The sequence below is a fragment of the Nocardia sp. NPDC057668 genome, from assembly GCF_042799795.1.
Taxonomy (GTDB): domain Bacteria; phylum Actinomycetota; class Actinomycetes; order Mycobacteriales; family Mycobacteriaceae; genus Nocardia.
This window is the reverse complement of sequence record NZ_JBHVIC010000008.1, coordinates 45,731-67,047: the sequence shown is the minus strand read 5'-3', so window position 1 is coordinate 67,047 and position 21,317 is coordinate 45,731. Positions and strand designations below refer to the sequence as shown.

Here is a 21,317-nt window from a genome sequence, read left to right as displayed (position 1 = left end):
GGGACGGGCGCGGGGGTCGTCGCGACACCGCGAGGCGGTCGCGTGGATGCGATGCGAGGTGGGGGTCCCCACGTTCCTGCCGCGGACGGAAGTTACGCGGCGGCGAAGCCGGGTGCGAGCCGTCCCACGGCGCCGGCCGGATCCGGGACGGCGGTGTCGAGGACGACCGGCCCGGGGGCCGGGCTCCGGCTGCTCGGCTCGGTGATGGACGCGTACCTGAAGGTCTTCGTCTCCGGCCCCGCCGCCCCCGTGCTCTCGCGCTCGAATCCGGTGCGGCGCGGCGGATTCGACCTGGATATGGTCGTCGGCGCGCGCACGATCGAGGCGGACGGGGTGGTGAGCCTGTCGCTCTACGCCGCCGATCGCCGGCCGCTGCCGAGCTGGCGGCCCGGCGCGCACCTGGATGTCTTTCTGCCCTCGGGTAAGCAGCGGCAGTACTCGCTGTGCGGTGATCCGGCCGACCGCTACCGGTATCGCATCGCGGTCCGGCGGATTCCGGACGGCAGCGGCTCGGCCGAGATCCACGACGCGCTGTGGGTGGGGGACCGGCTGCGAATTCGCGGGCCGCGCAACGCCTTCACGCTCGTGGACGCGCCGTCCTACCTGTTCCTGGCGGGCGGGATCGGTATCACGCCGATTCTGCCGATGGCGCTCGCGGCCGGGTCGCGGGGGCGGTTGGTCTACACCGGGCGCTCGCTCGCTTCCATGCCGTTCCGGGATGTCGTCCCGGACGCGCTGGTGCTCGCGGACGAGGAACACGGTCCGCCGAATGTGGCCGAGCTGCTCGCCACGGCCGCGCCGGGGGCGGCCGTGTACGTGTGCGGACCGCCGCCCATGCTGGCCGCCGCGCAGGCGTGCATGTTCGAGCTCAACCCCACCGGATCGCTGCACACCGAACGCTTTTCGGCGCTCCCGGTGGTCGGCGGCCGGGAATTCGGGCTCACGCTGAACCGCAGCGGGCGGACCGTGCGGGTGGGTGCGGACGAGACCGCGCTGAGCGCGGTCCGGCGGCAGCTGCCCGATGTGGCCTACTCCTGCCAGCAGGGCTTCTGCGGCTCCTGCGAGGTCGGGGTGCTCGCCGGGGCGATCGATCATCGCGATCGGCTGCTCTCGGAATCGGCTCGGGCGGACCGCATGCTGCTGTGCGTCTCGCGCGCGGCCGGCGACGAATTGGTGCTCGACCTGTGAGCGAAGGGAACTCGAAGGCGATGACCTCCACGGTCGAACACACGCCCATCGTCATCATCGGCGCCGGCTTCGGCGGCATCGGCCTGTCGATCAAGTTGCGCGAGGCGGGATTCGAGGATCTGGTCATCCTCGAACGCGCGGCCGACCTCGGCGGCACCTGGCAGGCCAACACCTACCCGGGCGCGGCCTGCGACGTGCCGTCGCACCTGTACAGCTACTCGTTCGCGCCGAACCCGAAGTGGTCGCGCACCTACGGTCAGCAGCGCGAGATCCTGGAATACCTGCGGGCGGTGGCGACCGAGCACGATGTGCTGCGGCACATGCGTTTCGGCGTCGAACTGCTGCACGCCCGCTGGGACGAGGACGAGTCCCGCTGGCACCTGGCCACCAGTCACGGCCCGCTCACCGCGGACTTCCTGCTCTCGGCCACCGGCATCTTCGCCGAGGCCAAGTACCCCGCGCTGCCGGGCCTGGAGACGTTCGCGGGCAAGGCTTTCCACTCCCTGCACTGGGATCACGACCACGATCTCACGGGCGAGCGGGTCGCGGTCATCGGCACCGGCGCGTCCGCGGTTCAGTTCGTGCCGGAGATCCAGCCCCGCGTGCGCGAGCTGCTGCTGTTTCAGCGGTCCGCGCCCTGGATCGTGCCGCGCATGGACCGGCACACCTCGGGCCTCGAGCGCCTGCTACTCGAGCGTGTTCCGCTGGCCCAGCGCCTGATTCGCGGCGGGTTCTATTCCGCCATCGAGACCTTCGGGCTCATCTCCCTGGTCGATCAGCGGTTCCGTCACCCCTACGAGGCGCTGGGCCGCTGGCAGCTGCAACGCCAGGTTCGCGATCGGGCCCTGCGCGCGAAACTGCTGCCCGACTACGTCATCGGCTGCAAGCGCGCCATCTTCTCCGACGCCTACTTCCCGGCCCTGGATCAGCCCAACGTGGAGGTGATCACCACCGGCATCGCCGAGGTGCGCCCGCACTCCATCGTGCTGCGCGACGGCACCGAACACGAGGTCGACACGATCGTGTTCGGCACCGGATTCACCTCCATCCCCACCGCGTACGACAGCTACATCGGAACCGACGGCCGCAGTCTGGCGCAGCTCTACGACAAACAGCCGCAGAGCTACCTGGGTGTGGCGGTCGCCGGATTCCCGAACTTCTTCTGCACGCTCGGCCCGTTCGGGGCGGCGGGCAACCAGTCCGCCATCTTCATGATCGAGTCGCAGATCGCCTACATCGTCGACGCCTTGAAGCAGTTGCGCGCCACCGGCGCCCGTCGCGTGGAGGTTCGTCCCCGGGTGCAGCAGGCGTTCCTGGCGGAGATGGCGCGCCGCAGCACCGCCACGGTCTGGCTCACCGGCGGCTGCCAGAGTTACTACACCACCGCCGACGGACTCAATGCCGGGCTCTACCCCAACTGGAGCTTCCAATATCGTCGTCGCACAGCCGCATTCGACAGTGAATCGTACGAGGTGAGCAAGTGATGTTGTCATTGCTGGGACTGCTGTCCCCCAATTCGCCGGCCGCGAATCGGGTCAACGGGCAGACGGTGCTCATCACCGGGGCGGGACAGGGCATCGGGCACGACCTGGCGCTGCTGCTGCACGAACGCGGCGCGCGTGTGGTGCTGGTGGACATCGACCGGCACGCCGTCGACGCCATGGCGCACCGGCTCGGCAAGCGCGCCCTGGCCGTCGCCGCCGACGTGACGGATCGAGACGCCATGCGCCAGGCCGTGATTCGCGCCGTCGAGCACTTCGGCACCCTGGACGTGGTGGTCGCCAACGCCGGTGTGGTGCCGCGCCCGGCCACCCTGCGCACCATGGACGGCGCGGATTTCGATCGTGTGCTCGGGGTGAACCTGACCGGTGTGTTCAACACCGTGCGCCCGGCGCTGGACCACATCGTGAACGCGCGCGGGCACGTGGTGGTGGTGTCCTCGTGCGCCGCCTTCGCCCCCGGCATGGCCGGCGCGCCGTACATGATCAGCAAGGCGGCGGTGGAGCAGCTCGGCCGGGCGCTGCGGGTCGAACTCGCGCCGTGGGGCGCCACGGCCGGCATCGCGTACTTCGGCATCGTGCAGACCGAGATGACCCGGGCCACCCTCGATCGCGACGAACTCGGCGCCGAGCTGGACGACCTGTTGCCCTGGCCGCTGAGCGTGCGGATCAGCTCCGAACGCGCGGCCGAGATCATCGCCGACGGCATCGAGCGCCGGGCCCCGCGCACCATCGCGCCGCTGGGCTGGATGCCGTACGCGATGCTGCGCGGCCTGGTGAACGTGGCCCTGGATCGGGCGCTGACCGCCGATCCCCGGGTGCACGATCTGCTGCGCCGGGTCGAACAGCGCCGGGTGCGCTTCTGAGAACGCCGCCGGGCCGCGAAACCGCAGGCCCGGCGGATTTCCGCCGATGGCGCCGCCCGGCTGCGTAGCCTGGTCGATATGAGCGATTCCAGTAATCTGGCGGCGCAATTGGCGGGTCTGAGCGATGCCGAGCTCGCGGCGGTGGTGGGCGCGGCCACCGACGGCCGCGCCGGGCTCGCCGAACTGCACGCGGTGGCGATCGCGGTGGCCGCGACCGTCGGTCATTCACCCAACGTCACCGATGTGACTCCGGACACGGATCTGTCCTCGGACATCCCGCCGTCGAGCGCGGGGCCCGCGGTTCCCGATACATTCGGGCAGGTCGAGCTGGGTGCGATGGTCACCGGCGGACCGGTACCGCCGACGGGTATGCCCAGCTCACCGGGGATCGGCGGATATACGAACAGCGGTGTCCCTACTTTCGAGTCAGTTCGGGATAAGGTCGAGCAGCGCTACGGCACCGCCCAGGGGATGAACGAACTCGATCGGCAGACACCGGTGGGCCGCAGCGTCGACGAACAGTGGGACGCGCGGGAGAAAGCCGCGCGGGAGCGCCTGGAACAGATTCGAAAGTCGGTGCACGGCAACGATTCCGACTGATCTCGGGCACTCCGCTTCGAAACGATGGGTGGAATCGTATGACCGAGCCGCGTGAAATCGCCGAACGGCTGCTCGACCTGCAGGTCGACTTCATTGTCGCCGAGGTGACGGGTGACCGCTTCGCCGAGGTGATCGCCCGCGACGTGGAGGCGGTGATCGGCGTGGCCGACACCATCATCTTCCGAGACGTGGTCGAGGTGGATCAGGCCAAGGAGACCGTGCGCAGGATCGTCGAACTGATCGGCGGCAGCCCGGTGCTCGGGGAGATGGTCGGCGCGCTCGCGCCCGCGCTCTACGACGACATCGCCGCCAACAACGACTACACCCTCGGCGACGTGGTCGACCGGGAGCCGGTCGAGCAGCTGCTGGAGAAGATCTTCGCCATGCACCAGGCCCAGGAGCGCATCCTGGAGCGGCTCACCGAGAGCCCGCTGGTCGCGACCGTGGCCTCCAAGTTCGTGGACAAGCTGATCTCGGACTTCATGGAGAGCAACCGGCAGATGGCGAACAAGATCCCGGGCCTGGGCTCGCTGGTCTCGTTCGGCACCTCCGCTGCCAAGTCCGCCGCCAAGGCCGCCGAGAAGGCCACCGGCGACGGCACCTTCCTGGGCGAGATGGCCGGTAAGGGCGCGCAATTCGCGCTCAAGCGAACCAACAACGCCATTCGCGAGATGCTGCGCGATGCCCCCGTGCACGACGCCGCCATGGAGTTCTGGGATCTGCACGCCGGTGAGCCGGTGAGCGGGCTGCGCGACTACCTCACGCAGCAGGATCTGAAGGACCTGGCGCTGATCATCTACCGCATCGCGCTGACCACCCGGGAGAAGGAGTACTTCGGCGTCCTTCTCGATCAGGGCGTGGAGGTCTTCTTCGAGAAGTACGGCGATCACACCCTGGCCGCGATCCTGCCCGAGCTGGGTCTGTCCGGCGATGACATCGCCGGCGAGATCCTGCGCTACGGCCCCGCCGTTGTCGACGCCGCCAAGCGAAACGGCGTGCTGGCCAAGCTCGTTCGCGAGCGGCTGGAGCCGTTCTTCCTCTCCGATCAGGTCATCGGTGTCCTGACGGAGGCGACCAAGTAACCCTAGTGACGCCCCGGCCGCGCGCCGGGGCGTCGACCCGCGGGAGGCGAGCCGATGGACCTGCCGATCACCGGAGAACAGCTACGGGTGCGGTCCTCGGGGCCGCACGTCATAGTGCTGACCGCGGGCGCGTACGAGATACGCGTGGAGAGTGAACTGGTGGTGCACCGCGCCGCCGGTTCTGTCTCGCACCGGCTTGCCGGGGAGACCCGCGTGGACGATCTCACCGAGGCTGTCGACGGCGTAATCGTCTCCGCCACGGTCGAATCCGACGGCGAGCTGCGGATCGACCTGGATTCCGGTCAGCGCCTCGTGGTCGAGCCCGACCGCTTCTTCGAGGCCTGGACCGTGACCGATCCGGGCCGCTATCTGGTGGTGTGCATGCCGGGCGGCGAACTCGCCGTCTGGACGAGCGACTGAGCGCTCGCACGCGTGCCCGTCGCCGCGCCCCCCGCGTGTGCCCGTCCCCGAATGCCGTCCCGTCCCGTCCCGTCCCGTCCCGTACGCGTCGATCCGCGGTCGGTGGGGCGGCGTTGCACCACCGACCGCGGGTCGATACGCACGGCGGGCCGGTGTCGGGCCGGCCCGTCGCGTCGGATGCCCCGCGGCACGAATCCGTCGCGCATCGTGATCGGCGATGCGGACCTTCGTGCCGTCCCCTCCGCTGGCATCCGGTATGGCCGAACAGCAGTGCACGGCTTGGAGAGCATCGCGATTTCACCGGTCCGCCGTCAAGGCTCGGGCCTGTCCCAATTTGTCCCAGTCGCCCGGTTTGGCAATGCTGTCTGGGTCGGGTAATGGCGGTTGCCGGGTGAACTGCCCGGGGCGGTAGATTCGACCTCGAGTCCCAGTACACAGCGATTTCGCGGGAGGTAGCGGTATGGCCGACGCACACCTGGCGATCGCGAGCTATCTGCGTGAGGCGCGGGAGAGCGCCGGGCTCACCCGGGCCGAGCTGGCCAGGCGTGCCGGGGTCTCGGAGGCCCTGATCCAGAAACTGGAACAGGGCACGCGCCCACCCACCCCGACCGCGCTGGGCGCGCTGTTCGACGCCCTGGATGTCCCGGTGCAGTATCGCGATCACGCGGCCAAGGTGTTGCAGCCGGAGCTGAGCGCCCATATCGCCGACGAGGGCGCTCCCGACGCGGCCGAAATGGCTTTCCTGCACAGCCTGCCCTACCCCGCGTGCTATCAGACCGTGCCCGCGCTGGATGTGGTCGCCGCCAACGATGCCTATCTGCGGGTCTTCCCGGGCCTGGGACCCGGGGCGAACGTCATGGAGTGGATGCTGCTCGACCCGCGCGCCCGGGTGGCGCTGCGCGACTGGGAGCGCGAAACCCACAGCGTCGTGCACGCCTTCCGGCACATGGCGCCCGGCCTCGTCGAGCCGGCCCGCATCGAACAACTGACCCGGCTGTTCGCCGAACACTCCCCGGACTGGGATCGGTTCCGCGCGAGCGACATTCCGTCCGACGACCAGCCCCGCCGCCCGATCGCCGTGCGCTCGCCCGAGACCGGCGAATGGGTCGAGATGACCACCCATGTCTTCCGCTTCGAGCTGCCGCGCCGGCACTGGTGCATCTACTCCCTGGTGCCGGTCGCAGCCCCGAATTAATCGCTGTCGGCCTGCGTACCGGGGGTGTTAGCGTGTGGGCACACCCGGCGAACGCGAAAGGAACGACGGTGATCAGGATCATCTCGGTGCTCGACTCCGCTCGTGCGCGCTATCGCTGTATCCGCGGCCGTTCGTGAGGGTGCTCCACCTCGATCCGCACGGGCCGCCTGCGCGCTGAAAAGCACACGGAGCGGCCCTTTTTCATGCCGCAGCCCGCGGGGGCGAGGAGCCTGGTGGCTCAACCTGTCTGTAAAACAGGTGCTCACGCACGGTAGGTTCGATCCCTACCGCCCCCACTTCGCCCGCCCGGCCGCGCCGGGAACCGCTACCGCCGTTGGGTTTTCGGGCCCGTCGTCGCGCGTGGGCACGGCCGGCGCTCAGTTCACGCAGGGGATGCCGTCGCCGATCGTGGTGGTGACCGACTTGCCGGCGTCGGGGGTGCCGGAGGTCGTCGTGGTGGGGGTTGTCGTCGTGGTGGTCGTTCCGGAGGCGGCGTTGGCCGCGGCCGCCGGGTCCAGGGCCTCGGGGACCTCGAAGTCGGCGCCGATCACCAGTTTCACGTGCCCGGGTGGCACGTTGTCCGAGGCGGAAGCCGTTATGCCGCTGAGCATCTGGCTCAGCTGCTGGGCGTCGGTCTCCGCGCCGGCGCCGTAGAGCACGGCGGTGGAGGTGCCGTCGGAGTAGGTGGCGCTCGAGACATCGCCGGTCGGGAATCCCTTGGCGCCCAGGCTCTTGGAGATCTTCGCGGCCAGGCCGGGTGTGGTGCCGGCGTTGACCACGTCCAGGGTGCTCACCGGCATCGTGGTCGGCGCGCTCACCACCGGCGGCTCGGCCACGCCGAAGGCCGCGCGCACCTGTTTGCGGATCGCGACCGGATCGACGATGTTCACGTCCTGGCCGTTGATGTTGTCGTAGCGCAGCACCGGCAGGGTGTTGAACTCCACGGTGGGCGAGCCCGCGCGGCCCAGGGTGGTGATGAACTCGGTCAGGCTCCAGCCGTCCGAGAGCACCACGTCCTTGTGCGCCACGTCCATCAGGGCCTTGAGCTTGCCCGGATTGGTAATGGTGCCTTTGGATTTCAGCGAGTTGGCGACCGAGGTGAGGAAGGCCTGCTGCCGGTGCGTGCGATCCAGGTCGCCGTTCTCCAGGCCGTGCCGCTGGCGCACGAAGGCCAGCGCCTGCCCGGCGTCCAGGTGCTGGCGGCCGGCCGGGAACACCGCGCCGGAGTAGTAGCTGTCGTCGACGGCCTTGTTCAGGCACACGTCCACCCCGCCCAGGGCGTCGGCCAGGTGGTAGAAGCCGGCCAGCGACACCTCGGCGAAGCGATTGATCGGAACGCCGGTGAGCGCCTTGACCGTCTGCACGATCGAGGCCCGCCCGGCTTCACGGCCCTCGCGTTCGAGCTCGACCTTGTCGGTCATGCCCTGCGCCTTCAGCTTCTCCTCGGCCGCGTACTTCTTGAGCCCGTACGCCTCTTTGATCTTCACGTTGGTGTAGCCGGGGATGCCGCTGACCGCCACGTAGTCGTCGCGCGGGATGGAGAACGCGGTGATCGAGCGCATATCTTTCGGAATATGCACGAGGATGAGCGAATTGGCGTTGTAACCGCCCTCGGAGCCGTCGCCCGCGTGGAGTTCGTCCAGGATGGCCTTGGGTAGATCGTTGCCGTCGAGGTCTTTTCGGGTGTCCAGGCCGATGAGCAGGATATTGATGTCGCCGTCCAGGCTCCGGTCTTCTTCCGGGATCACCTCCGAGCGCGCGAAGCCGCCCTCGAGGCTGTTCTCCCCGTACCAGCCCGCCCCGGTGATGCCCAGCACCAGGACCGCCGCGAGCGCCGCCAGCACCCGCCCGGCCATCCGTAGGCGGCCGCTCCCGGCGGCCCTGCGGTGTGAGGTGGGCCGGGTATGGCGGGAGCGCCGCGATGGCGGGCGGGTGGATTCGGCGGCGGGCCGGGCGTCGGAACCGGTGCGTACGGCCGGGATGGGGGCGGTGTCGTCGTCGTACATGGCTTCATCGAGTGTGCCGGAACGTGCGGAAACTGTCAGATTCACGGGTGAATCAGGCACGGAATCGCACCCGGCTGTGAATGAGCTTGCACAGTCGTGCATAATCATCACATGGCGGATACCTCTGGTGGGCCCACGGTGCGGGTCGCGGTCGCTGGTGCGAGTGGGTACGCGGGCGGTGAGGTCCTGCGACTGTTGCTGGGCCATCCGGCCTACCGCGACGGGCGACTCGAGATCGGCGCGCTGACCGCCGGATCCAATGCCGGCACCGCGCTCGGCCATCTGCAGCCGCATCTGCTGCCGCTGGCCGATCGCATCCTGCGCCCGACCACCGTCGACGAACTCGCCGGGCACGACGTGGTGTTCCTCGGCCTGCCGCACGGGCAGTCCGCCGCGCTCGCCCAGGCCCTGCCCGAATCCACCGTGATCATCGACTGCGGCGCGGACTTCCGGCTCACCGACGGCGCGGCCTGGGAGAAGTACTACGGCACCCCCCACGCGGGCACCTGGCCGTACGGCCTGCCCGAACTGCCGGGCGGGCGCGACCGCCTGCGCGGCGTGACCCGGATCGCGGTCCCCGGCTGCTACCCGACCGTCGCCAGTATCGCGCTGGCCCCGGCCGTCGCGGCGGGCATCATCGAACCGACCGTGAATGTGGTTGCGGTGAGCGGAACCTCGGGCGCGGGCCGCAAGCTCGACGTGGGCCTGCTGGGCTCGGAGGTCATGGGCTCGCTGCGCGCGTACAGCATCGCGGGCGCGCACCGGCACACCCCGGAGATCGAGCAGAACCTGAAGGCCGCGAGCGGACAGGACGTCGCGGTGTCCTTCACCCCCGTGCTGGCCCCGCTGCCGCGCGGCATCCTGGCCACCTGCACCGCGCCGGTGCGCGTGGACGCCGCCGCCGCTCGCGCCGTCTACGAGAAGGCTTACGCGGACGAGCCTTTCGTACACCTGCTGCCCGAAGGCATACTGCCGCAGACCGGTTCGGTCCTGGGTTCCAACGCGGTGACCCTGCAGGTGGCCGTGGACGAGGCCGCCGGGGTGCTGGTCGTGATCGGCGCGATCGACAATCTGGCCAAGGGCACCGCGGGCGCGGCCGTCCAATCCATGAATCTGGCTCTCGGAATCGACGAGACCGCAGGACTTTCCACCGTAGGAGTGGCACCGTGACATCGAGCAATGACGGCAAGCTGGTCCGGACCCAGGGCGTTACCGCGCCGCTGGGCTTCCGCGCGGCCGGCATCACCGCGGGCATCAAGGCCAGCGGCAAGCCCGATCTGGCGCTGGTGTTCAGCGAGGGACCGGAGTACGCGGCCGCCGGGGTGTTCACCCGTAACAAGGTCAAGGCCGCACCGGTGCTGTGGTCCCAGCAGGTGCTGCGCGACGGGCAGCTGCGGGCGGTCATCCTCAATTCCGGTGGGGCCAACGCCTGTACGGGCCCGGGCGGTTTCCAAGACACCCACGCCACCGCCGAGGAACTCGCGAAGGCCCTGAGCAACTGGGGCACCGAGACCGGCGCGGGCGAGATCGCGGTCTGCTCAACGGGTCTCATCGGCGACCGCCTCCCGATGGAGAAGCTGATCCCCGCCATCACCGAGATCGTGCACGAGATGGGCGGCGGCCTGCAGGGCGGCGCGGAAGCCGCACGCGCCATCATGACCACCGACACCGTGCCCAAGGAAGCCGCCTTCCACCACACCGACAAGTGGAACGTGGGCGGCATGGCCAAGGGCGCGGGCATGCTCGCCCCGTCGCTGGCCACCATGCTGGTGGTGCTGACCACCGACGCGGCCGCGACCCCCGAACAGCTCGACACCGCGCTGCGCAACGCCACCCGCCTGAGCTTCGACCGCCTCGACGTGGACGGCTCCTGCTCCACCAACGACACCGTGCTGCTGCTGGCCAACGGCGCCAGCGGCGTCACCCCGTCGCAGGACGAGCTGGACGCGGCCGTGCTGGCGGTCTGCGACGATCTGGCCGAGCAGCTCATGGCCGACGCCGAGGGCGTCACCAAGCGGGTGCACATCACCGTCACCGGCGCGGTCAGCGAGGACGAGGCGCTCATCGGCGCGCGCATCATCGCCCGTGACAGCCTGGTCAAGACCGCGTTCTTCGGCTCGGACCCGAACTGGGGCCGCGTGCTGGCCACCATCGGCATCGCGCCGATCGAACTCGATCCCGACAGGATCTCGGTGTCGTTCAACGGAAAGCCGGTGTGCGTCGACGGCATGGGCGCGCCGGGCGCCCGCGAGGTGGACCTGTCCGGCCCGGACATCACCGTGCTGGTCGATCTCGGACTCGGCGACGGCGCCGCCACCATCCGCACGACCGACCTGTCCATCGGATACGTCGTGGAGAATTCGGCGTACAGCTCATGACCGCCGCGCACGAACAACTCACGGCGCTGGACAAGGCGCACGTCCTGGCCGACGCGCTGCCGTGGCTGCAGCGCTTCCGGGACAAGGTCGTGGTCGTCAAATACGGTGGCAACGCCATGATCGACGATGAGCTGAAGCGGGCGTTCGCCGCCGACATGGCGTTCCTGCGCACCGTCGGGGTGCACCCGGTCGTCGTGCACGGCGGCGGGCCGCAGATCAGCGCCATGCTGAAAAGGCTGGGCCTGCAGGGGGAATTCCGCGGCGGCTTCCGCGTCACCACCCCCGAGGTCATGGACGTGGTCCGCATGGTGCTGTTCGGTCAGGTCGGCCGCGAGCTGGTCGGGCTGATCAACGCGCACGGCCCGTACGCGGTCGGTATCTCCGGTGAGGACGCCGGCCTGTTCACCGCCACCCGGCGCACCGTGGACGTGGACGGCGAGGCAACCGATATCGGCCTGGTCGGCGACGTCACCGAGGTGAACCCGGACGCGGTGCTCGATCTCATTGCCGCCGGGCGCATTCCGGTGGTCTCCACCATCGCCCCGGACGCGGACGGGGTGGTGCACAACATCAACGCCGACACCGCCGCGGCCGCCCTGGCCCAGGGCATCGGCGCGGAGAAACTCGTCATCCTCACCGATGTCGAAGGGCTGTACACCAACTGGCCCGACCGCTCCTCGCTGACCACCCGCATCGACACCGATGAGCTCGCCGAGTTGCTGCCGAGCCTGGATGCGGGCATGGTCCCCAAGATGGAAGCCTGCCTGCGCGCGGTCGAGTCCGGGGTGCCCTCCGCGCACGTGATCGACGGGCGCGTACCGCATTCGGTGTTGCTGGAACTGTTCACCGGCGAGGGCATCGGCACGATGGTCACGCCCGCGCAGGGAAGTTCGAACGGAGTGAAACCATGAGCACAGCCGAGATTCAGCACCGGTGGAACGCCGCGCTGATGAACAACTACGGCACCCCGAAGATCGCGCTGGTGCGCGGCGCGGGCGCGGTGGTCTACGACGCCGACGGCAAGCGCTACCTGGACTTCCTCGGCGGCATCGCGGTCAACAGCCTCGGGCACGCGCACCCGGCCATCCTGGCCGCGGTCACCGCCCAGCTCGGCACGCTCGGGCACGTCTCGAACCTGTACGCCAGCGAACCGGCCATCGAACTGGCCGAGCGGCTGCTCGCGCACTTCGGGGACGGGCACGGGCGCGCGTTCTTCTGCAACTCCGGCACCGAGGCCAACGAGGCCGCGTTCAAGATGGCGCGCCTGACCGGCAAGACCAAGATCGTGGCCTGCCAGGAGGCGTTCCACGGCCGGACCATGGGCGCGCTCGCGCTGACCGGGCAGCCGGCCAAGCGCACGCCGTTCGAGCCCATGCCCGCCGGGGTCGTGCACGTGCCCTACGGCGACGCCGCCGCGCTGGCCGCCGCCGTCGACGATCAGACCGCCGCGGTGTTCCTCGAACCCATCATGGGCGAGAGCGGCGTCGTGGTGCCGCCCGCCGACTACCTGGCGCAGGCCCGCGCCATCACCAAAAAGCATGGCGCGCTGCTGATCCTGGACGAGGTGCAGACCGGCATCGGTCGCACCGGCGCGTTCTACGCCCACCAGGCCGCGGGCATCGTGCCCGACGTCATCACCCTGGCCAAGGGGCTGGGCGGCGGACTGCCCATCGGCGCGGTGCTCGCCCAGGGACCGGCCGCGGACCTGCTGCAGCCGGGCATGCACGGCACCACCTTCGGCGGCAATCCCGTCTGTGCCGCAGCGGCTCTCGCGGTGCTGCGCACCATCGACGAGGAGGGTCTGCTGGCGCACGTGGAGACCGTGGGCAAGATTCTGGTCGACGGCATCGACGCGCTGGACCACCCGCTGGTCGATCACGTGCGGGGCGCGGGGCTGCTCATCGGGATCCAGCTCAACGCCGATGTCTCGGCGCAGGTGGACGAGGCGGCGCGGGAAGCCGGGTACCTGCTCAATCCCGCCAAGCCCGACGTGATTCGGCTGGCGCCGCCGCTGGTGCTCACCGAGACCCAGGCCGACAATTTCCTATCCGACCTCCCCGGCATCCTCGATGCCGCGCAGGCCAAGGCCGAGAAGGAGAACAACCGGTGACGATCCGGCATTTTCTGCGTGATGACGATGTGAGCCCGGCCGAACAGGCCGAAATCCTCACCATCGCAGCCGAACTCAAGAAGGCTCCGCTCTCGGCCCGGCCGCTCGAAGGGCCGCGCGGCGTCGCGGTCATGTTCGAGAAGAACTCCACCCGCACGCGGTTCTCCTTCGAGATGGGCATCGCGCAGCTCGGCGGGCACGCGGTCGTCGTGGACGGGCGCGACACCCAGCTGGGCCGCGAGGAAACCCTCGCCGACACCGGGCGGGTGCTCTCGCGCTACGTGGACGCCATCGTGTGGCGCACCTTCGGGCAGGAGCGGCTCGACGAGATGGCCGGCGCCGCAACGGTTCCGGTGGTGAACGCGCTGTCCAACGAGTTCCACCCGTGCCAGGTGCTGGCGGATCTGCAGACCCTGCGTGAGCGCAAGGGCGATCTGGCCGGGCGCAATCTGACGTTCCTGGGCGACGGCGCGAACAACATGTCGCACTCGCTGCTGCTGGGCGGCGTCACCGCCGGAATGAACGTGACCATCGCCGCCCCCGCGGGTTTCGAGCCGTTCGGCTGGATCGTGGAACTGGCGCAGAAGCGCGCCGCCGAGACCGGTGCGAAGATCACCTTCACCGCTGATCCGCTCGCCGCCGCCGAGGGTGCGGACGCGCTGGTGACCGACACCTGGACATCCATGGGCCAGGAAGGCGACGGGCGCGACCGGGTCGCGCCGTTCCGCCCGTTCCAGGTCAACGCCGAGCTGCTCGCCCGCGCGGCCTCGGATGTGACAGTGCTGCACTGTCTTCCGGCGCATCGCGGTGAGGAGATCACCGACGAGGTCATCGACGGACCGCACAGCGCGGTCTGGGACGAGGCCGAGAACCGCCTGCACGCGCAGAAGGCGCTGCTGGTCTGGTTGCTGGCCAAGCACGCCAACGGTGTCGCGTGACGACCGAGCGCCGCTCGACCGCCCCGGCCGGCAGATCGGGTGCGGCCATCGCGCGCACCCGCGCCGGCCGGCAGGCCCGGATCGTCGCCATCCTGTCCCAGCACGAGGTCCGCAGCCAGTCCGAGCTCGCGGCCCTGCTCTCGGGCGAGGGGATCGACACCACGCAGGCCACGCTCTCGCGTGACCTGGACGAACTCGGCGCGGTCAAACTCCGCGCCGCCGACGGCGGGGCGGGCGTCTACGTCGTGCCCGAGGACGGCAGCCCCGTGCGCGGGGTGACCGGCGGCACCGAACGCCTGTCCAAACTCCTGGGAGATCTGCTGGTCTCGACCGACGCCAGCGGCAACATCGCGGTGCTGCGCACCCCGCCGGGCGCCGCGCACTTCCTGGCCAGTGCCCTGGACCGTGCGGCGCTGCCCGAGATCGTCGGCACGATCGCCGGTGACGACACCATCGCCGTCATCGCCCGAGAACCCATGACCGGCGCCGAATTGGCCGCCAAGATAGAGCAACTCGCGTAACGGCACCCGATCCCCGGATCGGCCGCTCGTTCGCCGCCCCGGGCCCGAGACCCCGAAAAGGCAGCGAACGCATGGCGACGAGTTCCCCCCTCACCACCGCCCTGGCTCACTCCCACCACCCCGCGACCCGCCTGTCGTCCATCCCCGCGCTGGCCGCGCACATCCACAGCGCGGCCGCCCGCCGCCGCCTGGAAGAGCTCCTGGACGACTTCCTGATCCCGGTCCAAGCCGACGCGGCGGCCGCGCTGGTGCTGCACGGCGGAGCGCCGGGCCGGGCCGCGGTGCGGGCCGCGATCGCCCGCCGCCCCGGCGACCCGGACGCCGACTATCTGGCCTACGCGCTCGAAACTCCGCCGCCGGCACCGAAATGCACGTCACCGGCGAACGGCCGCACGCGATCGCCGGGACCGCGCTAGCCGGCACCCCACCGCGCACCCGCGGTCATCCCGGCCCACCGGCCGCCGCGGGTCGAACGTCGGCGGCCGTGGAACTCAGGGTGATCGCGCTACTTCATGTAGCGGAGCAGTCCCAGGTTCGGATTCAGGGCGCCGTCCTGGCCGAGGGCGTGGAAATCGGCTTCGACGGCGTCGCGGGTCAGGACGCCTGCGCGGACCGCGCCGTAGCGGACGAAGGACCACAGGAACACATCCAGGTTGTCGAACCGGGTCTCGGCCTCGATGACCTCCTCCTCGTGGAACCACACGGCCACTTGGCCATTGGCCAGCACGACGTACAGGTTGCCGCCCCCGTCGGCCCCGATGGGATACACGTCGTCGTCGCTGAGTTCGGTCTCGTAGTCCGAATCCAGGATGTTGCAGTCGTTTCCGGCGAAGTCGAAGCCGTAGGACCAGTCGTACATGTCCAGGAACTGGGGGAGTTCGCCGGAGCGCACGCGCCGGTCCAGCGCCGCGAGCGCCGCGGCGTCGGTGGGCGCGAGCCGTTCGAGAAACGCTGCTACCGGGCGGGTTTCGGCGGGCACGTCCACCGGCGGGGCGTCCGGGAACCAGCGGGCGAGATCGGCGTCGAGGGCACGGTCGGTGTAGCCGATGAGATCGGCGGCAGAGAGTGGCACGGCGGGAGTCTAGGGCCGGCCGCCGACACTGTCAGCCGCTACGGCGGCCGCGGAACGCGGCTGCCGTAGCGCTGCCGTGCCGGGGATCAGCTGACCAGGCAGGCGCTGCCGAGGTTGGTGCCGGTGCCGACTTCGAGTGTCGCCCACTGGGATCCGTTGTAGGACCAGGCCTGGACGTAGTGGGTGCCCGTCGACGTGGGGCTCCACGTCGAGGTGCCCGTGCCGGTGGCGTCCAGGACCAACTGCTGGGGGTCGAAGCCGGCGGCGGCGCTGTCGTAGAGCCAGATGTTCTCGCTCGCGCTGCCCTTGACGGTGACCTTGTAGGAGCAGCCCGTGCCGTACTTGCCGCCGCTGGTGGAGGTGACGGTCACGCTGGTGACGTAGGCCGAGGCCTGGGGCGCGCTCCACAGCAGCGCGGCCGCCGTCGCCGTGAACGCGGTGGCGACGAACGCCGACTTCCGAAATCCGAACATGCCGATCATCTCTCTGCAGTGAATCCGCTTGCGCGCCATCAGCGGTGAGTATCCGCGACCGGCGGCGTTCGCGCAGGCCGACACCCGAGAATCGCGAATCGACTCGCCGTCGAGGAGGTGGGAGCGCGGGGGACGGGTGTGCCGGCACCCTGCGTGCGGCCCGCGGGCGCTGCCCTTCATTCAGGAAGCGGTGGGTCGGGTGGTCGCCGGTCGGCGCGGTGTCCGCCGGATCGGCGAGCGCGCCGGCCATCCACTACACCCCCTTGATCCACCTGTTCCCGCCGTATATCGGCACCGCCCCGCCGACGTCCGCACCGGTCCTGGCCAGGCCGTTCCCGTTTGCCCACCCCCGGTTATGAATGGGCTTGCATCATCGTGCATAATCATTTGCAGGACGACGGAGCGGGCACGCGGCGCGTGAACATACCGAGCTCGCCCGCACTGCCCCGTAGCGGGCGCGACCGACCTACACGTACTAATCGAGGAGCACACGGACTATGACCAAGCGCGTCGTACTCGCCTACTCCGGCGGGCTGGACACCTCAGTCGCCATCAGCTGGATCGGTAAGGAGACCGGCGCCGAGGTCGTCGCCGTCGCCATCGATCTCGGCCAGGGCGGCGAGGACATGAACGATGTGCGCCAGCGCGCGCTCGACTGCGGCGCGGTCGAGTCCATCGTGGTGGACGCGCGCGACGAGTTCGCCAACGAGTACTGCCTGCCGACCATCCAGTCGAACGCGCTGTACATGGGCCGCTACCCGCTGGTGTCGGCCATCTCCCGCCCGCTGATCGTCAAGCACCTGGTCGAGGCCGCCGAGTACCACGGCGCCGACACCGTCTCGCACGGCTGCACCGGCAAGGGCAACGACCAGGTTCGCTTCGAGGTCGGCATCGGCGCCCTCGCGCCCGACCTGAAGGTCATCGCACCGGTCCGTGACTACGCCTGGACTCGTGAGAAGGCCATCGAGTTCGCCGGCGAGAACAACCTGCCGATCAACGTCTCCAAGAAGTCGCCCTTCTCGGTCGACCAGAACCTGTGGGGCCGCGCGGTCGAGACCGGCTTCCTCGAGGATCTGTGGAACGCCCCGACCAAGGACGTCTACGACTACACCGTGGACCCGACCGTCAACTTCGAGGCGCCCGACGAGCTCATCATCACCTTCGACAAGGGCGTCCCGGTCGCCATCGACGGCCGCCCGGTGTCGATGTACGAGGCCATCCTGGAACTGAACCAGCGCGCCGGCCGGCAGGGCGTCGGCCGTCTCGACATGGTCGAGGATCGCCTGGTCGGCATCAAGAGCCGCGAGATCTACGAGGCGCCCGGCGCCATCGCCCTCATCACCGCGCACCAGGAGCTCGAAGCGGTCACCATCGAGCGCGAGCTGGGTCGCTACAAGCGCCAGGTCGAGCAGCGCTGGGGCGAGCTGGTGTACGACGGCCTGTGGTTCTCCCCGCTCAAGCGCGCGCTGGACGCGTTCGTGCAGGACACCCAGCAGCACGTCTCCGGCGAGGTCCGCATGGTCCTGCACGGTGGCAACGTGGTTGTGAACGGCCGCCGCTCGGACGAGTCGCTGTACGACTTCAACCTGGCCACGTACGACGCCGGCGACACCTTCGATCAGTCCCTGGCGAAGGGCTTCGTGCAGATTCACGGCCTGTCCTCCAAGGTCGCCGCGCGTCGCGACCTGAGCAGCAAGAAGTAAGTCACAGCACCGCATACGCGTCACCACCGTTCGGCGTCCTACCCATCGCGATCCCCGCGGGTAGGACGCCGATAGTGTGCATACCGGACCCACCCCGAGGACAGGAGAGATCCACATGACCGAGCAGCACGGCACCAATGAGGGCGCGCTGTGGGGTGGGCGCTTCGCCTCCGGTCCGGCCGCGGCCATGGCGGCGCTGAGCAAGTCGACCCACTTCGACTGGGTGCTCGCGCCCTACGACGTGCGCGCCTCCAAGGCGCACGCGCGCGTGCTGCACAAGGCCGGACTGCTCTCCGCGAGTGATCTCGACGCGATGCTGGCCGGGCTCGATGCTCTCGCCGCGGACGTGGCCTCGGGCGCGTACGGTCCCGCGGACTCCGACGAGGACGTGCACGGCGCGCTCGAGCGCGGGCTCATCGAACGCGTCGGCGCCGAACTCGGCGGCCGCCTGCGCGCGGGCCGGTCCCGGAACGACCAGGTGGCAACGCTTTTCCGGATGTGGCTGCGGGACGCGGTCCGCCGGATCGCCGCGGGCATGCTCGATGTGGTCGACGCGCTGGTCGCGCAGGCCGCCGCGCATCCGGACGCCGTCATGCCGGGCAAGACGCATCTGCAGGCCGCCCAGCCCGTGCTGCTCGCGCATCACCTGCTCGCGCACGCGCATCCGCTGCTGCGCGATATCGACCGGCTGCGCGACTTCGACAGGCGCGCCGCCATCTCCCCGTACGGCTCCGGCGCGCTCGCGGGCTCCTCGCTCGGCCTGGACCCCGAGGCCATCGCCGCGGACCTGAACTTCGATGCGGCCGCGTCCAATTCGATCGACGCCACGTCCTCGCGCGACTTCGCCGCCGAGGCCGCGTTCGTCCTCGCGATGACCGCCGTCGACCTCTCGCGCATGGCCGAAGAGGTGATCATCTGGAGCACACCGGAATTCGGCTACATCACCCTGGCCGACGCCTGGTCCACCGGCTCCTCGATCATGCCGCAGAAGAAGAACCCCGACGTCTCCGAACTGACCCGCGGCAAGGCCGGCCGCCTGATCGGCAACCTCACCGGCCTGCTCGCGACCCTGAAGGCCCAGCCCCTGGCCTACAACCGCGACCTGCAGGAGGACAAGGAACCGGTCTTCGACTCGGTGGCCCAGCTCGAGCTCCTGCTCCCCGCGATCGCGGGCCTGGTCGCCACCCTGACCTTCCACACCGACCGCATGGCCGAACTGGCCCCCGCGGGCTTCACCCTCGCCACCGACATCGCCGAATGGCTTGTCCGCCAGGGCGTCCCGTTCCGCGTGGCCCACGAGGCCGCCGGCGGCTGCGTCCGCGCCGCCGAGTCCCGCGGCGTCGGCCTGGACGAACTCACCGACGCGGAGTTCGCCGCCGTGGACCCGGCCCTGACCCCCCAGGTCCGCGAGGTCCTGACCGTGGAAGGCTCGATCGCCTCCCGCAACTCCCGCGGCGGCACCGCCGGCGTCCAGGTGGCGAAACAGCTCGACGAGGTCCGCTCCGCCGCCGCCGACCAGCGCACCTGGCTGAGCTGACACCGACCGGGCGCGCCGCCGTGCGTGAAACCGGCGGCCTCCCCGGGCGGCGCGTCCAACAGCACCGAATCCCTGTTCCCCGGACGCCGCGCTTGCCGTCGATATAACGTCCGTGTTATGAATTGGGGAGAGGTGGAGCTGGAATCGGAGATAGACGGGTGGTTCGACTCGCTCGATCAGGACGACCAGGAGACCGCGATCTTCTACGTCGACCTGCTCGCGGAGCGGGGCGTGCTACTCGGCGAGCCCTACACGCGACAGCTACAGGGCAAACTCCGCGAGCTTCGCTTCTACTTGACCCGAGACGCGGTGCGAATCACCTACTGGATCGCGCCCGGCAGGCGCATCATCCTGCTGACAGTGTTTCGGAAGCGTCGCATGCGCGAGTCTGCCGAGATCGAGCGCGCGATGCGGGCAATGCGGCGATGTATTGCCGAGGCGCACGCCGTGGAGGAGGAGTGAATTCCATGGATGAACGCAAGAATTGGTCGGATAAGCGGGCCGAGATCCTGGACCGTCCAGGGGCCGGCGCGGCGTATGACGCCGCTCGGATTCGTTTCGAGCTGGGGGCGGCGGTGCGTGAGCGGCGGGAGGCGCTCGGCCTCACGCAATCCGAACTCGCGGACCGGGCCGGTCTGAAGCAGCCCGCGGTAGCGCGATTCGAGGCGGGGGGCACGATGCCCACCATTCCGATGCTCGAACGTTTCGCCGAGGCATTGGAACTCAGGCTCCGAGTCGAATTCGCGCTGCCGGAAGCCGGTTGAGCGCCATCGGCGCGCCGGGCGGCTGATCGTGAACGCACCGAGGCCCGTCGCGGTGTGCGCGGCGGGCCTCGGTGCCTGTGCGGAATCGCTTATCCGCGACGGTAATTCATGTGTTTGCTGGCCGGGACGGCGGTGCGGCCGGGGCCGTGGACGCGGCCGGGGACCGACTGCGACTTCTCGGTCTTGCCGCGGCGCTCGCGGCGCGAGAGGGGGCGATCGGCGGGCTCGGGGGAGTGCGACTCGGGCGTGGAAGGCTGATCGGGCATGGGTCCTCCTGCGGGCATGTGGGACCGACTCACCGGAAGCGGCCGGTCAGTATCGGAATTCGCCGCGGGGCGGCGGGAGACTCACGTGGGGGCGACGCGGGGGAGCGTCGTGGCCGTCAGAGCACGCGGGCGCACGGGGCGCGGCGTCGGCCGTCCGAACGTGAAGCGCGAGAAGCGCTCAGGAGTACAGGGGCATCCACATGCCGGACACCGTATCCAGAAAATGTGAATCGGTGCCACCCATTTATTCGACCCGGGTGGGGCGGCGGAGCGAACCCGGCTCACGCGTCGAGCCGATCGGGACGCCGCGGCGGTCCGGGGGAGCGAGATCAGCGTCGATATGCTGCGGGTATGACCCTATTGCTGCTGGGCCTGGCCATCGCGTTCGAGGTGACGGCGACGGTGTCGCTGAAGATCTCCGAGGGCTTCACCAAGGTGGTGCCGTCGATCGTCGTGGTGATCGGGTACGGCTGCGCGTTCTTCTTCCTGTCGCAGGCGCTGAAGCGGGGGATGGCCATCGGGGTGGCGTACGGGATCTGGTCGGCGGTCGGCGTGGTCGCCATCGCGATCATCGGGGCGCTGTTCCTGAACGAGACGCTGACCCTGGTGCAGATGGGCGGCATCGTCCTGGTGATCGCGGGCGTGCTTGCCCTCGAACTCGGCGGGGCGCACTGACCGCGTGATCGGTCCCGCCCCGAC

Annotated in this window: 23 protein-coding genes and 1 tRNA gene; 20 read left to right on the top strand and 4 right to left on the bottom strand. The window is 69.7% G+C overall.

The window, feature by feature from the left end:
- Positions 1-204 precede the first annotated feature (204 nt).
- The 8 genes from ACFVBH_RS36370 to ACFVBH_RS36335 all read left to right on the top strand — a co-directional run bounded on the left by ACFVBH_RS36370 (position 205) and on the right by ACFVBH_RS36335 (position 7,146).
- On the top strand, positions 205-1,188 hold the full coding sequence (locus tag ACFVBH_RS36370; RefSeq protein WP_379009804.1) for a PDR/VanB family oxidoreductase: 984 nt from the start codon (positions 205-207) through the stop codon (positions 1,186-1,188).
- A gap of 20 nt (positions 1,189-1,208) precedes the next feature.
- Positions 1,209-2,672 carry a flavin-containing monooxygenase gene (locus ACFVBH_RS36365; RefSeq protein WP_379008860.1) on the top strand — a complete coding sequence of 488 codons (1,464 nt, stop codon included), beginning with the start codon at positions 1,209-1,211 and terminating at the stop codon, positions 2,670-2,672.
- A complete protein-coding gene (locus ACFVBH_RS36360; protein WP_379009799.1) occupies positions 2,672-3,553 on the top strand; it encodes a short-chain dehydrogenase/reductase in 882 nt (293 codons plus the stop codon). Before ACFVBH_RS36365 ends, ACFVBH_RS36360 begins: the two co-directional genes overlap by 1 nt.
- A 78-nt stretch (positions 3,554-3,631) precedes the next feature.
- Positions 3,632-4,153, top strand: a complete 522-nt coding sequence (locus ACFVBH_RS36355; RefSeq protein ID WP_354987845.1) for a hypothetical protein — start codon at positions 3,632-3,634, stop codon at positions 4,151-4,153.
- 38 nt (positions 4,154-4,191) lie between these two features.
- On the top strand, positions 4,192-5,235 hold the full coding sequence (locus tag ACFVBH_RS36350) for a hypothetical protein (protein ID WP_379008858.1): 1,044 nt from the start codon (positions 4,192-4,194) through the stop codon (positions 5,233-5,235).
- A gap of 54 nt (positions 5,236-5,289) precedes the next feature.
- The gene (locus ACFVBH_RS36345; protein ID WP_379008856.1) at positions 5,290-5,655 is read left to right on the top strand and encodes a DUF6188 family protein; all 366 of its coding nucleotides are present in this window, start codon (positions 5,290-5,292) and stop codon (positions 5,653-5,655) included.
- Between the two features lie 460 nt (positions 5,656-6,115).
- Positions 6,116-6,850, top strand: coding sequence for a helix-turn-helix domain-containing protein (locus ACFVBH_RS36340; RefSeq protein ID WP_379008854.1), 735 nt, complete (start codon positions 6,116-6,118; stop codon positions 6,848-6,850).
- 217 nt (positions 6,851-7,067) lie between these two features.
- Positions 7,068-7,146, top strand: a tRNA-OTHER gene (locus ACFVBH_RS36335).
- An 81-nt stretch (positions 7,147-7,227) separates the two neighbouring features.
- Here the strand turns inward: ACFVBH_RS36335 and ACFVBH_RS36330 are convergent.
- Complete coding sequence (locus ACFVBH_RS36330) at positions 7,228-8,856, bottom strand: LCP family protein (protein WP_379009795.1); 1,629 nt, start codon at positions 8,854-8,856, stop codon at positions 7,228-7,230.
- A gap of 111 nt (positions 8,857-8,967) precedes the next feature.
- Between ACFVBH_RS36330 and argC the strand changes: the two genes are divergently transcribed.
- The 7 genes from argC to ACFVBH_RS36295 all read left to right on the top strand — a co-directional run bounded on the left by argC (position 8,968) and on the right by ACFVBH_RS36295 (position 15,219).
- Positions 8,968-10,026 (top strand): N-acetyl-gamma-glutamyl-phosphate reductase, encoded by a 1,059-nt coding sequence (gene argC / locus ACFVBH_RS36325; protein WP_379008852.1) that lies wholly within the window; start codon positions 8,968-8,970, stop codon positions 10,024-10,026.
- Positions 10,023-11,234, top strand: a complete 1,212-nt coding sequence (gene argJ / locus ACFVBH_RS36320) for a bifunctional glutamate N-acetyltransferase/amino-acid acetyltransferase ArgJ (RefSeq protein ID WP_379008850.1) — start codon at positions 10,023-10,025, stop codon at positions 11,232-11,234. Before argC ends, argJ begins: the two co-directional genes overlap by 4 nt.
- Positions 11,231-12,145, top strand: coding sequence for an acetylglutamate kinase (argB, locus tag ACFVBH_RS36315; RefSeq protein ID WP_354990891.1), 915 nt, complete (start codon positions 11,231-11,233; stop codon positions 12,143-12,145). Before argJ ends, argB begins: the two co-directional genes overlap by 4 nt.
- Complete coding sequence (locus tag ACFVBH_RS36310; protein ID WP_354990890.1) at positions 12,142-13,344, top strand: acetylornithine transaminase; 1,203 nt, start codon at positions 12,142-12,144, stop codon at positions 13,342-13,344. The genes argB and ACFVBH_RS36310 overlap by 4 nt, the downstream gene beginning before the upstream one ends.
- Positions 13,341-14,282 (top strand): ornithine carbamoyltransferase, encoded by a 942-nt coding sequence (gene argF, locus ACFVBH_RS36305; protein WP_354990889.1) that lies wholly within the window; start codon positions 13,341-13,343, stop codon positions 14,280-14,282. The genes ACFVBH_RS36310 and argF overlap by 4 nt, the downstream gene beginning before the upstream one ends.
- Entirely contained in the window at positions 14,279-14,803 is a 525-nt protein-coding gene (locus tag ACFVBH_RS36300) for an arginine repressor (protein WP_379008846.1), read from the top strand. Before argF ends, ACFVBH_RS36300 begins: the two co-directional genes overlap by 4 nt.
- 71 nt (positions 14,804-14,874) lie before the next feature.
- Positions 14,875-15,219 carry a hypothetical protein gene (locus tag ACFVBH_RS36295; RefSeq protein WP_354990888.1) on the top strand — a complete coding sequence of 115 codons (345 nt, stop codon included), beginning with the start codon at positions 14,875-14,877 and terminating at the stop codon, positions 15,217-15,219.
- Positions 15,220-15,308: 89 nt separating this feature from the next.
- On the opposite strand, the gene ACFVBH_RS36290 is transcribed toward ACFVBH_RS36295, so the two are convergent.
- Both ACFVBH_RS36290 and ACFVBH_RS36285 read right to left on the bottom strand, forming a co-directional pair.
- Positions 15,309-15,875, bottom strand: coding sequence for a hypothetical protein (locus tag ACFVBH_RS36290; protein WP_354990887.1), 567 nt, complete (start codon positions 15,873-15,875; stop codon positions 15,309-15,311).
- Positions 15,876-15,961: 86 nt separating this feature from the next.
- Positions 15,962-16,348: a hypothetical protein gene (locus tag ACFVBH_RS36285; protein WP_354990886.1), complete on the bottom strand. Its 387-nt coding sequence runs from the start codon at positions 16,346-16,348 to the stop codon at positions 15,962-15,964.
- A 497-nt stretch (positions 16,349-16,845) separates the two neighbouring features.
- Between ACFVBH_RS36285 and ACFVBH_RS36280 the strand changes: the two genes are divergently transcribed.
- From ACFVBH_RS36280 to ACFVBH_RS36265, 4 genes are all read left to right on the top strand, one after another.
- Entirely contained in the window at positions 16,846-18,051 is a 1,206-nt protein-coding gene (locus ACFVBH_RS36280; protein ID WP_379008843.1) for an argininosuccinate synthase, read from the top strand.
- 115 nt (positions 18,052-18,166) lie between these two features.
- Complete coding sequence (gene argH / locus ACFVBH_RS36275) at positions 18,167-19,588, top strand: argininosuccinate lyase (RefSeq protein ID WP_379008841.1); 1,422 nt, start codon at positions 18,167-18,169, stop codon at positions 19,586-19,588.
- A 117-nt stretch (positions 19,589-19,705) separates the two neighbouring features.
- Positions 19,706-20,050, top strand: coding sequence for a type II toxin-antitoxin system RelE/ParE family toxin (locus ACFVBH_RS36270; protein ID WP_379008839.1), 345 nt, complete (start codon positions 19,706-19,708; stop codon positions 20,048-20,050).
- Between the two features lie 5 nt (positions 20,051-20,055).
- Complete coding sequence (locus tag ACFVBH_RS36265) at positions 20,056-20,352, top strand: helix-turn-helix domain-containing protein (protein WP_379008837.1); 297 nt, start codon at positions 20,056-20,058, stop codon at positions 20,350-20,352.
- A gap of 89 nt (positions 20,353-20,441) precedes the next feature.
- Here ACFVBH_RS36265 and ACFVBH_RS36260 read toward each other — a convergent pair whose 3' ends face one another.
- Positions 20,442-20,618: a hypothetical protein gene (locus ACFVBH_RS36260; protein ID WP_354990881.1), complete on the bottom strand. Its 177-nt coding sequence runs from the start codon at positions 20,616-20,618 to the stop codon at positions 20,442-20,444.
- Positions 20,619-20,969: 351 nt separating this feature from the next.
- Between ACFVBH_RS36260 and ACFVBH_RS36255 the strand changes: the two genes are divergently transcribed.
- Complete coding sequence (locus tag ACFVBH_RS36255) at positions 20,970-21,293, top strand: multidrug efflux SMR transporter (protein WP_354990880.1); 324 nt, start codon at positions 20,970-20,972, stop codon at positions 21,291-21,293.
- Positions 21,294-21,317: the final 24 nt, after the last annotated feature.

What these genes read in the sequence shown, in the direction of transcription:
- ACFVBH_RS36260 (WP_354990881.1), bottom strand. Translation starts at nt 20,618, where the DNA reads ATGCCCGATCAGCCTTCCACGCCCGAGTCGCACTCCCCCGAGCCCGCC.
- ACFVBH_RS36360 (WP_379009799.1), top strand. Translation starts at nt 2,672, where the DNA reads ATGTTGTCATTGCTGGGACTGCTGTCCCCCAATTCGCCGGCCGCGAAT.
- argB (WP_354990891.1), top strand. Translation starts at nt 11,231, where the DNA reads ATGACCGCCGCGCACGAACAACTCACGGCGCTGGACAAGGCGCACGTC.
- ACFVBH_RS36310 (WP_354990890.1), top strand. Translation starts at nt 12,142, where the DNA reads ATGAGCACAGCCGAGATTCAGCACCGGTGGAACGCCGCGCTGATGAAC.
- ACFVBH_RS36345 (WP_379008856.1), top strand. Translation starts at nt 5,290, where the DNA reads ATGGACCTGCCGATCACCGGAGAACAGCTACGGGTGCGGTCCTCGGGG.
- ACFVBH_RS36340 (WP_379008854.1), top strand. Translation starts at nt 6,116, where the DNA reads ATGGCCGACGCACACCTGGCGATCGCGAGCTATCTGCGTGAGGCGCGG.
- ACFVBH_RS36330 (WP_379009795.1), bottom strand. Translation starts at nt 8,856, where the DNA reads ATGTACGACGACGACACCGCCCCCATCCCGGCCGTACGCACCGGTTCC.
- argH (WP_379008841.1), top strand. Translation starts at nt 18,167, where the DNA reads ATGACCGAGCAGCACGGCACCAATGAGGGCGCGCTGTGGGGTGGGCGC.
- ACFVBH_RS36255 (WP_354990880.1), top strand. Translation starts at nt 20,970, where the DNA reads ATGACCCTATTGCTGCTGGGCCTGGCCATCGCGTTCGAGGTGACGGCG.
- ACFVBH_RS36355 (WP_354987845.1), top strand. Translation starts at nt 3,632, where the DNA reads ATGAGCGATTCCAGTAATCTGGCGGCGCAATTGGCGGGTCTGAGCGAT.
- ACFVBH_RS36280 (WP_379008843.1), top strand. Translation starts at nt 16,846, where the DNA reads ATGACCAAGCGCGTCGTACTCGCCTACTCCGGCGGGCTGGACACCTCA.
- ACFVBH_RS36365 (WP_379008860.1), top strand. Translation starts at nt 1,209, where the DNA reads ATGACCTCCACGGTCGAACACACGCCCATCGTCATCATCGGCGCCGGC.
- ACFVBH_RS36265 (WP_379008837.1), top strand. Translation starts at nt 20,056, where the DNA reads ATGGATGAACGCAAGAATTGGTCGGATAAGCGGGCCGAGATCCTGGAC.
- ACFVBH_RS36270 (WP_379008839.1), top strand. Translation starts at nt 19,706, where the DNA reads ATGAATTGGGGAGAGGTGGAGCTGGAATCGGAGATAGACGGGTGGTTC.
- ACFVBH_RS36370 (WP_379009804.1), top strand. Translation starts at nt 205, where the DNA reads ATGGACGCGTACCTGAAGGTCTTCGTCTCCGGCCCCGCCGCCCCCGTG.
- ACFVBH_RS36350 (WP_379008858.1), top strand. Translation starts at nt 4,192, where the DNA reads ATGACCGAGCCGCGTGAAATCGCCGAACGGCTGCTCGACCTGCAGGTC.
- argC (WP_379008852.1), top strand. Translation starts at nt 8,968, where the DNA reads ATGGCGGATACCTCTGGTGGGCCCACGGTGCGGGTCGCGGTCGCTGGT.
- ACFVBH_RS36285 (WP_354990886.1), bottom strand. Translation starts at nt 16,348, where the DNA reads ATGTTCGGATTTCGGAAGTCGGCGTTCGTCGCCACCGCGTTCACGGCG.
- ACFVBH_RS36295 (WP_354990888.1), top strand. Translation starts at nt 14,875, where the DNA reads ATGGCGACGAGTTCCCCCCTCACCACCGCCCTGGCTCACTCCCACCAC.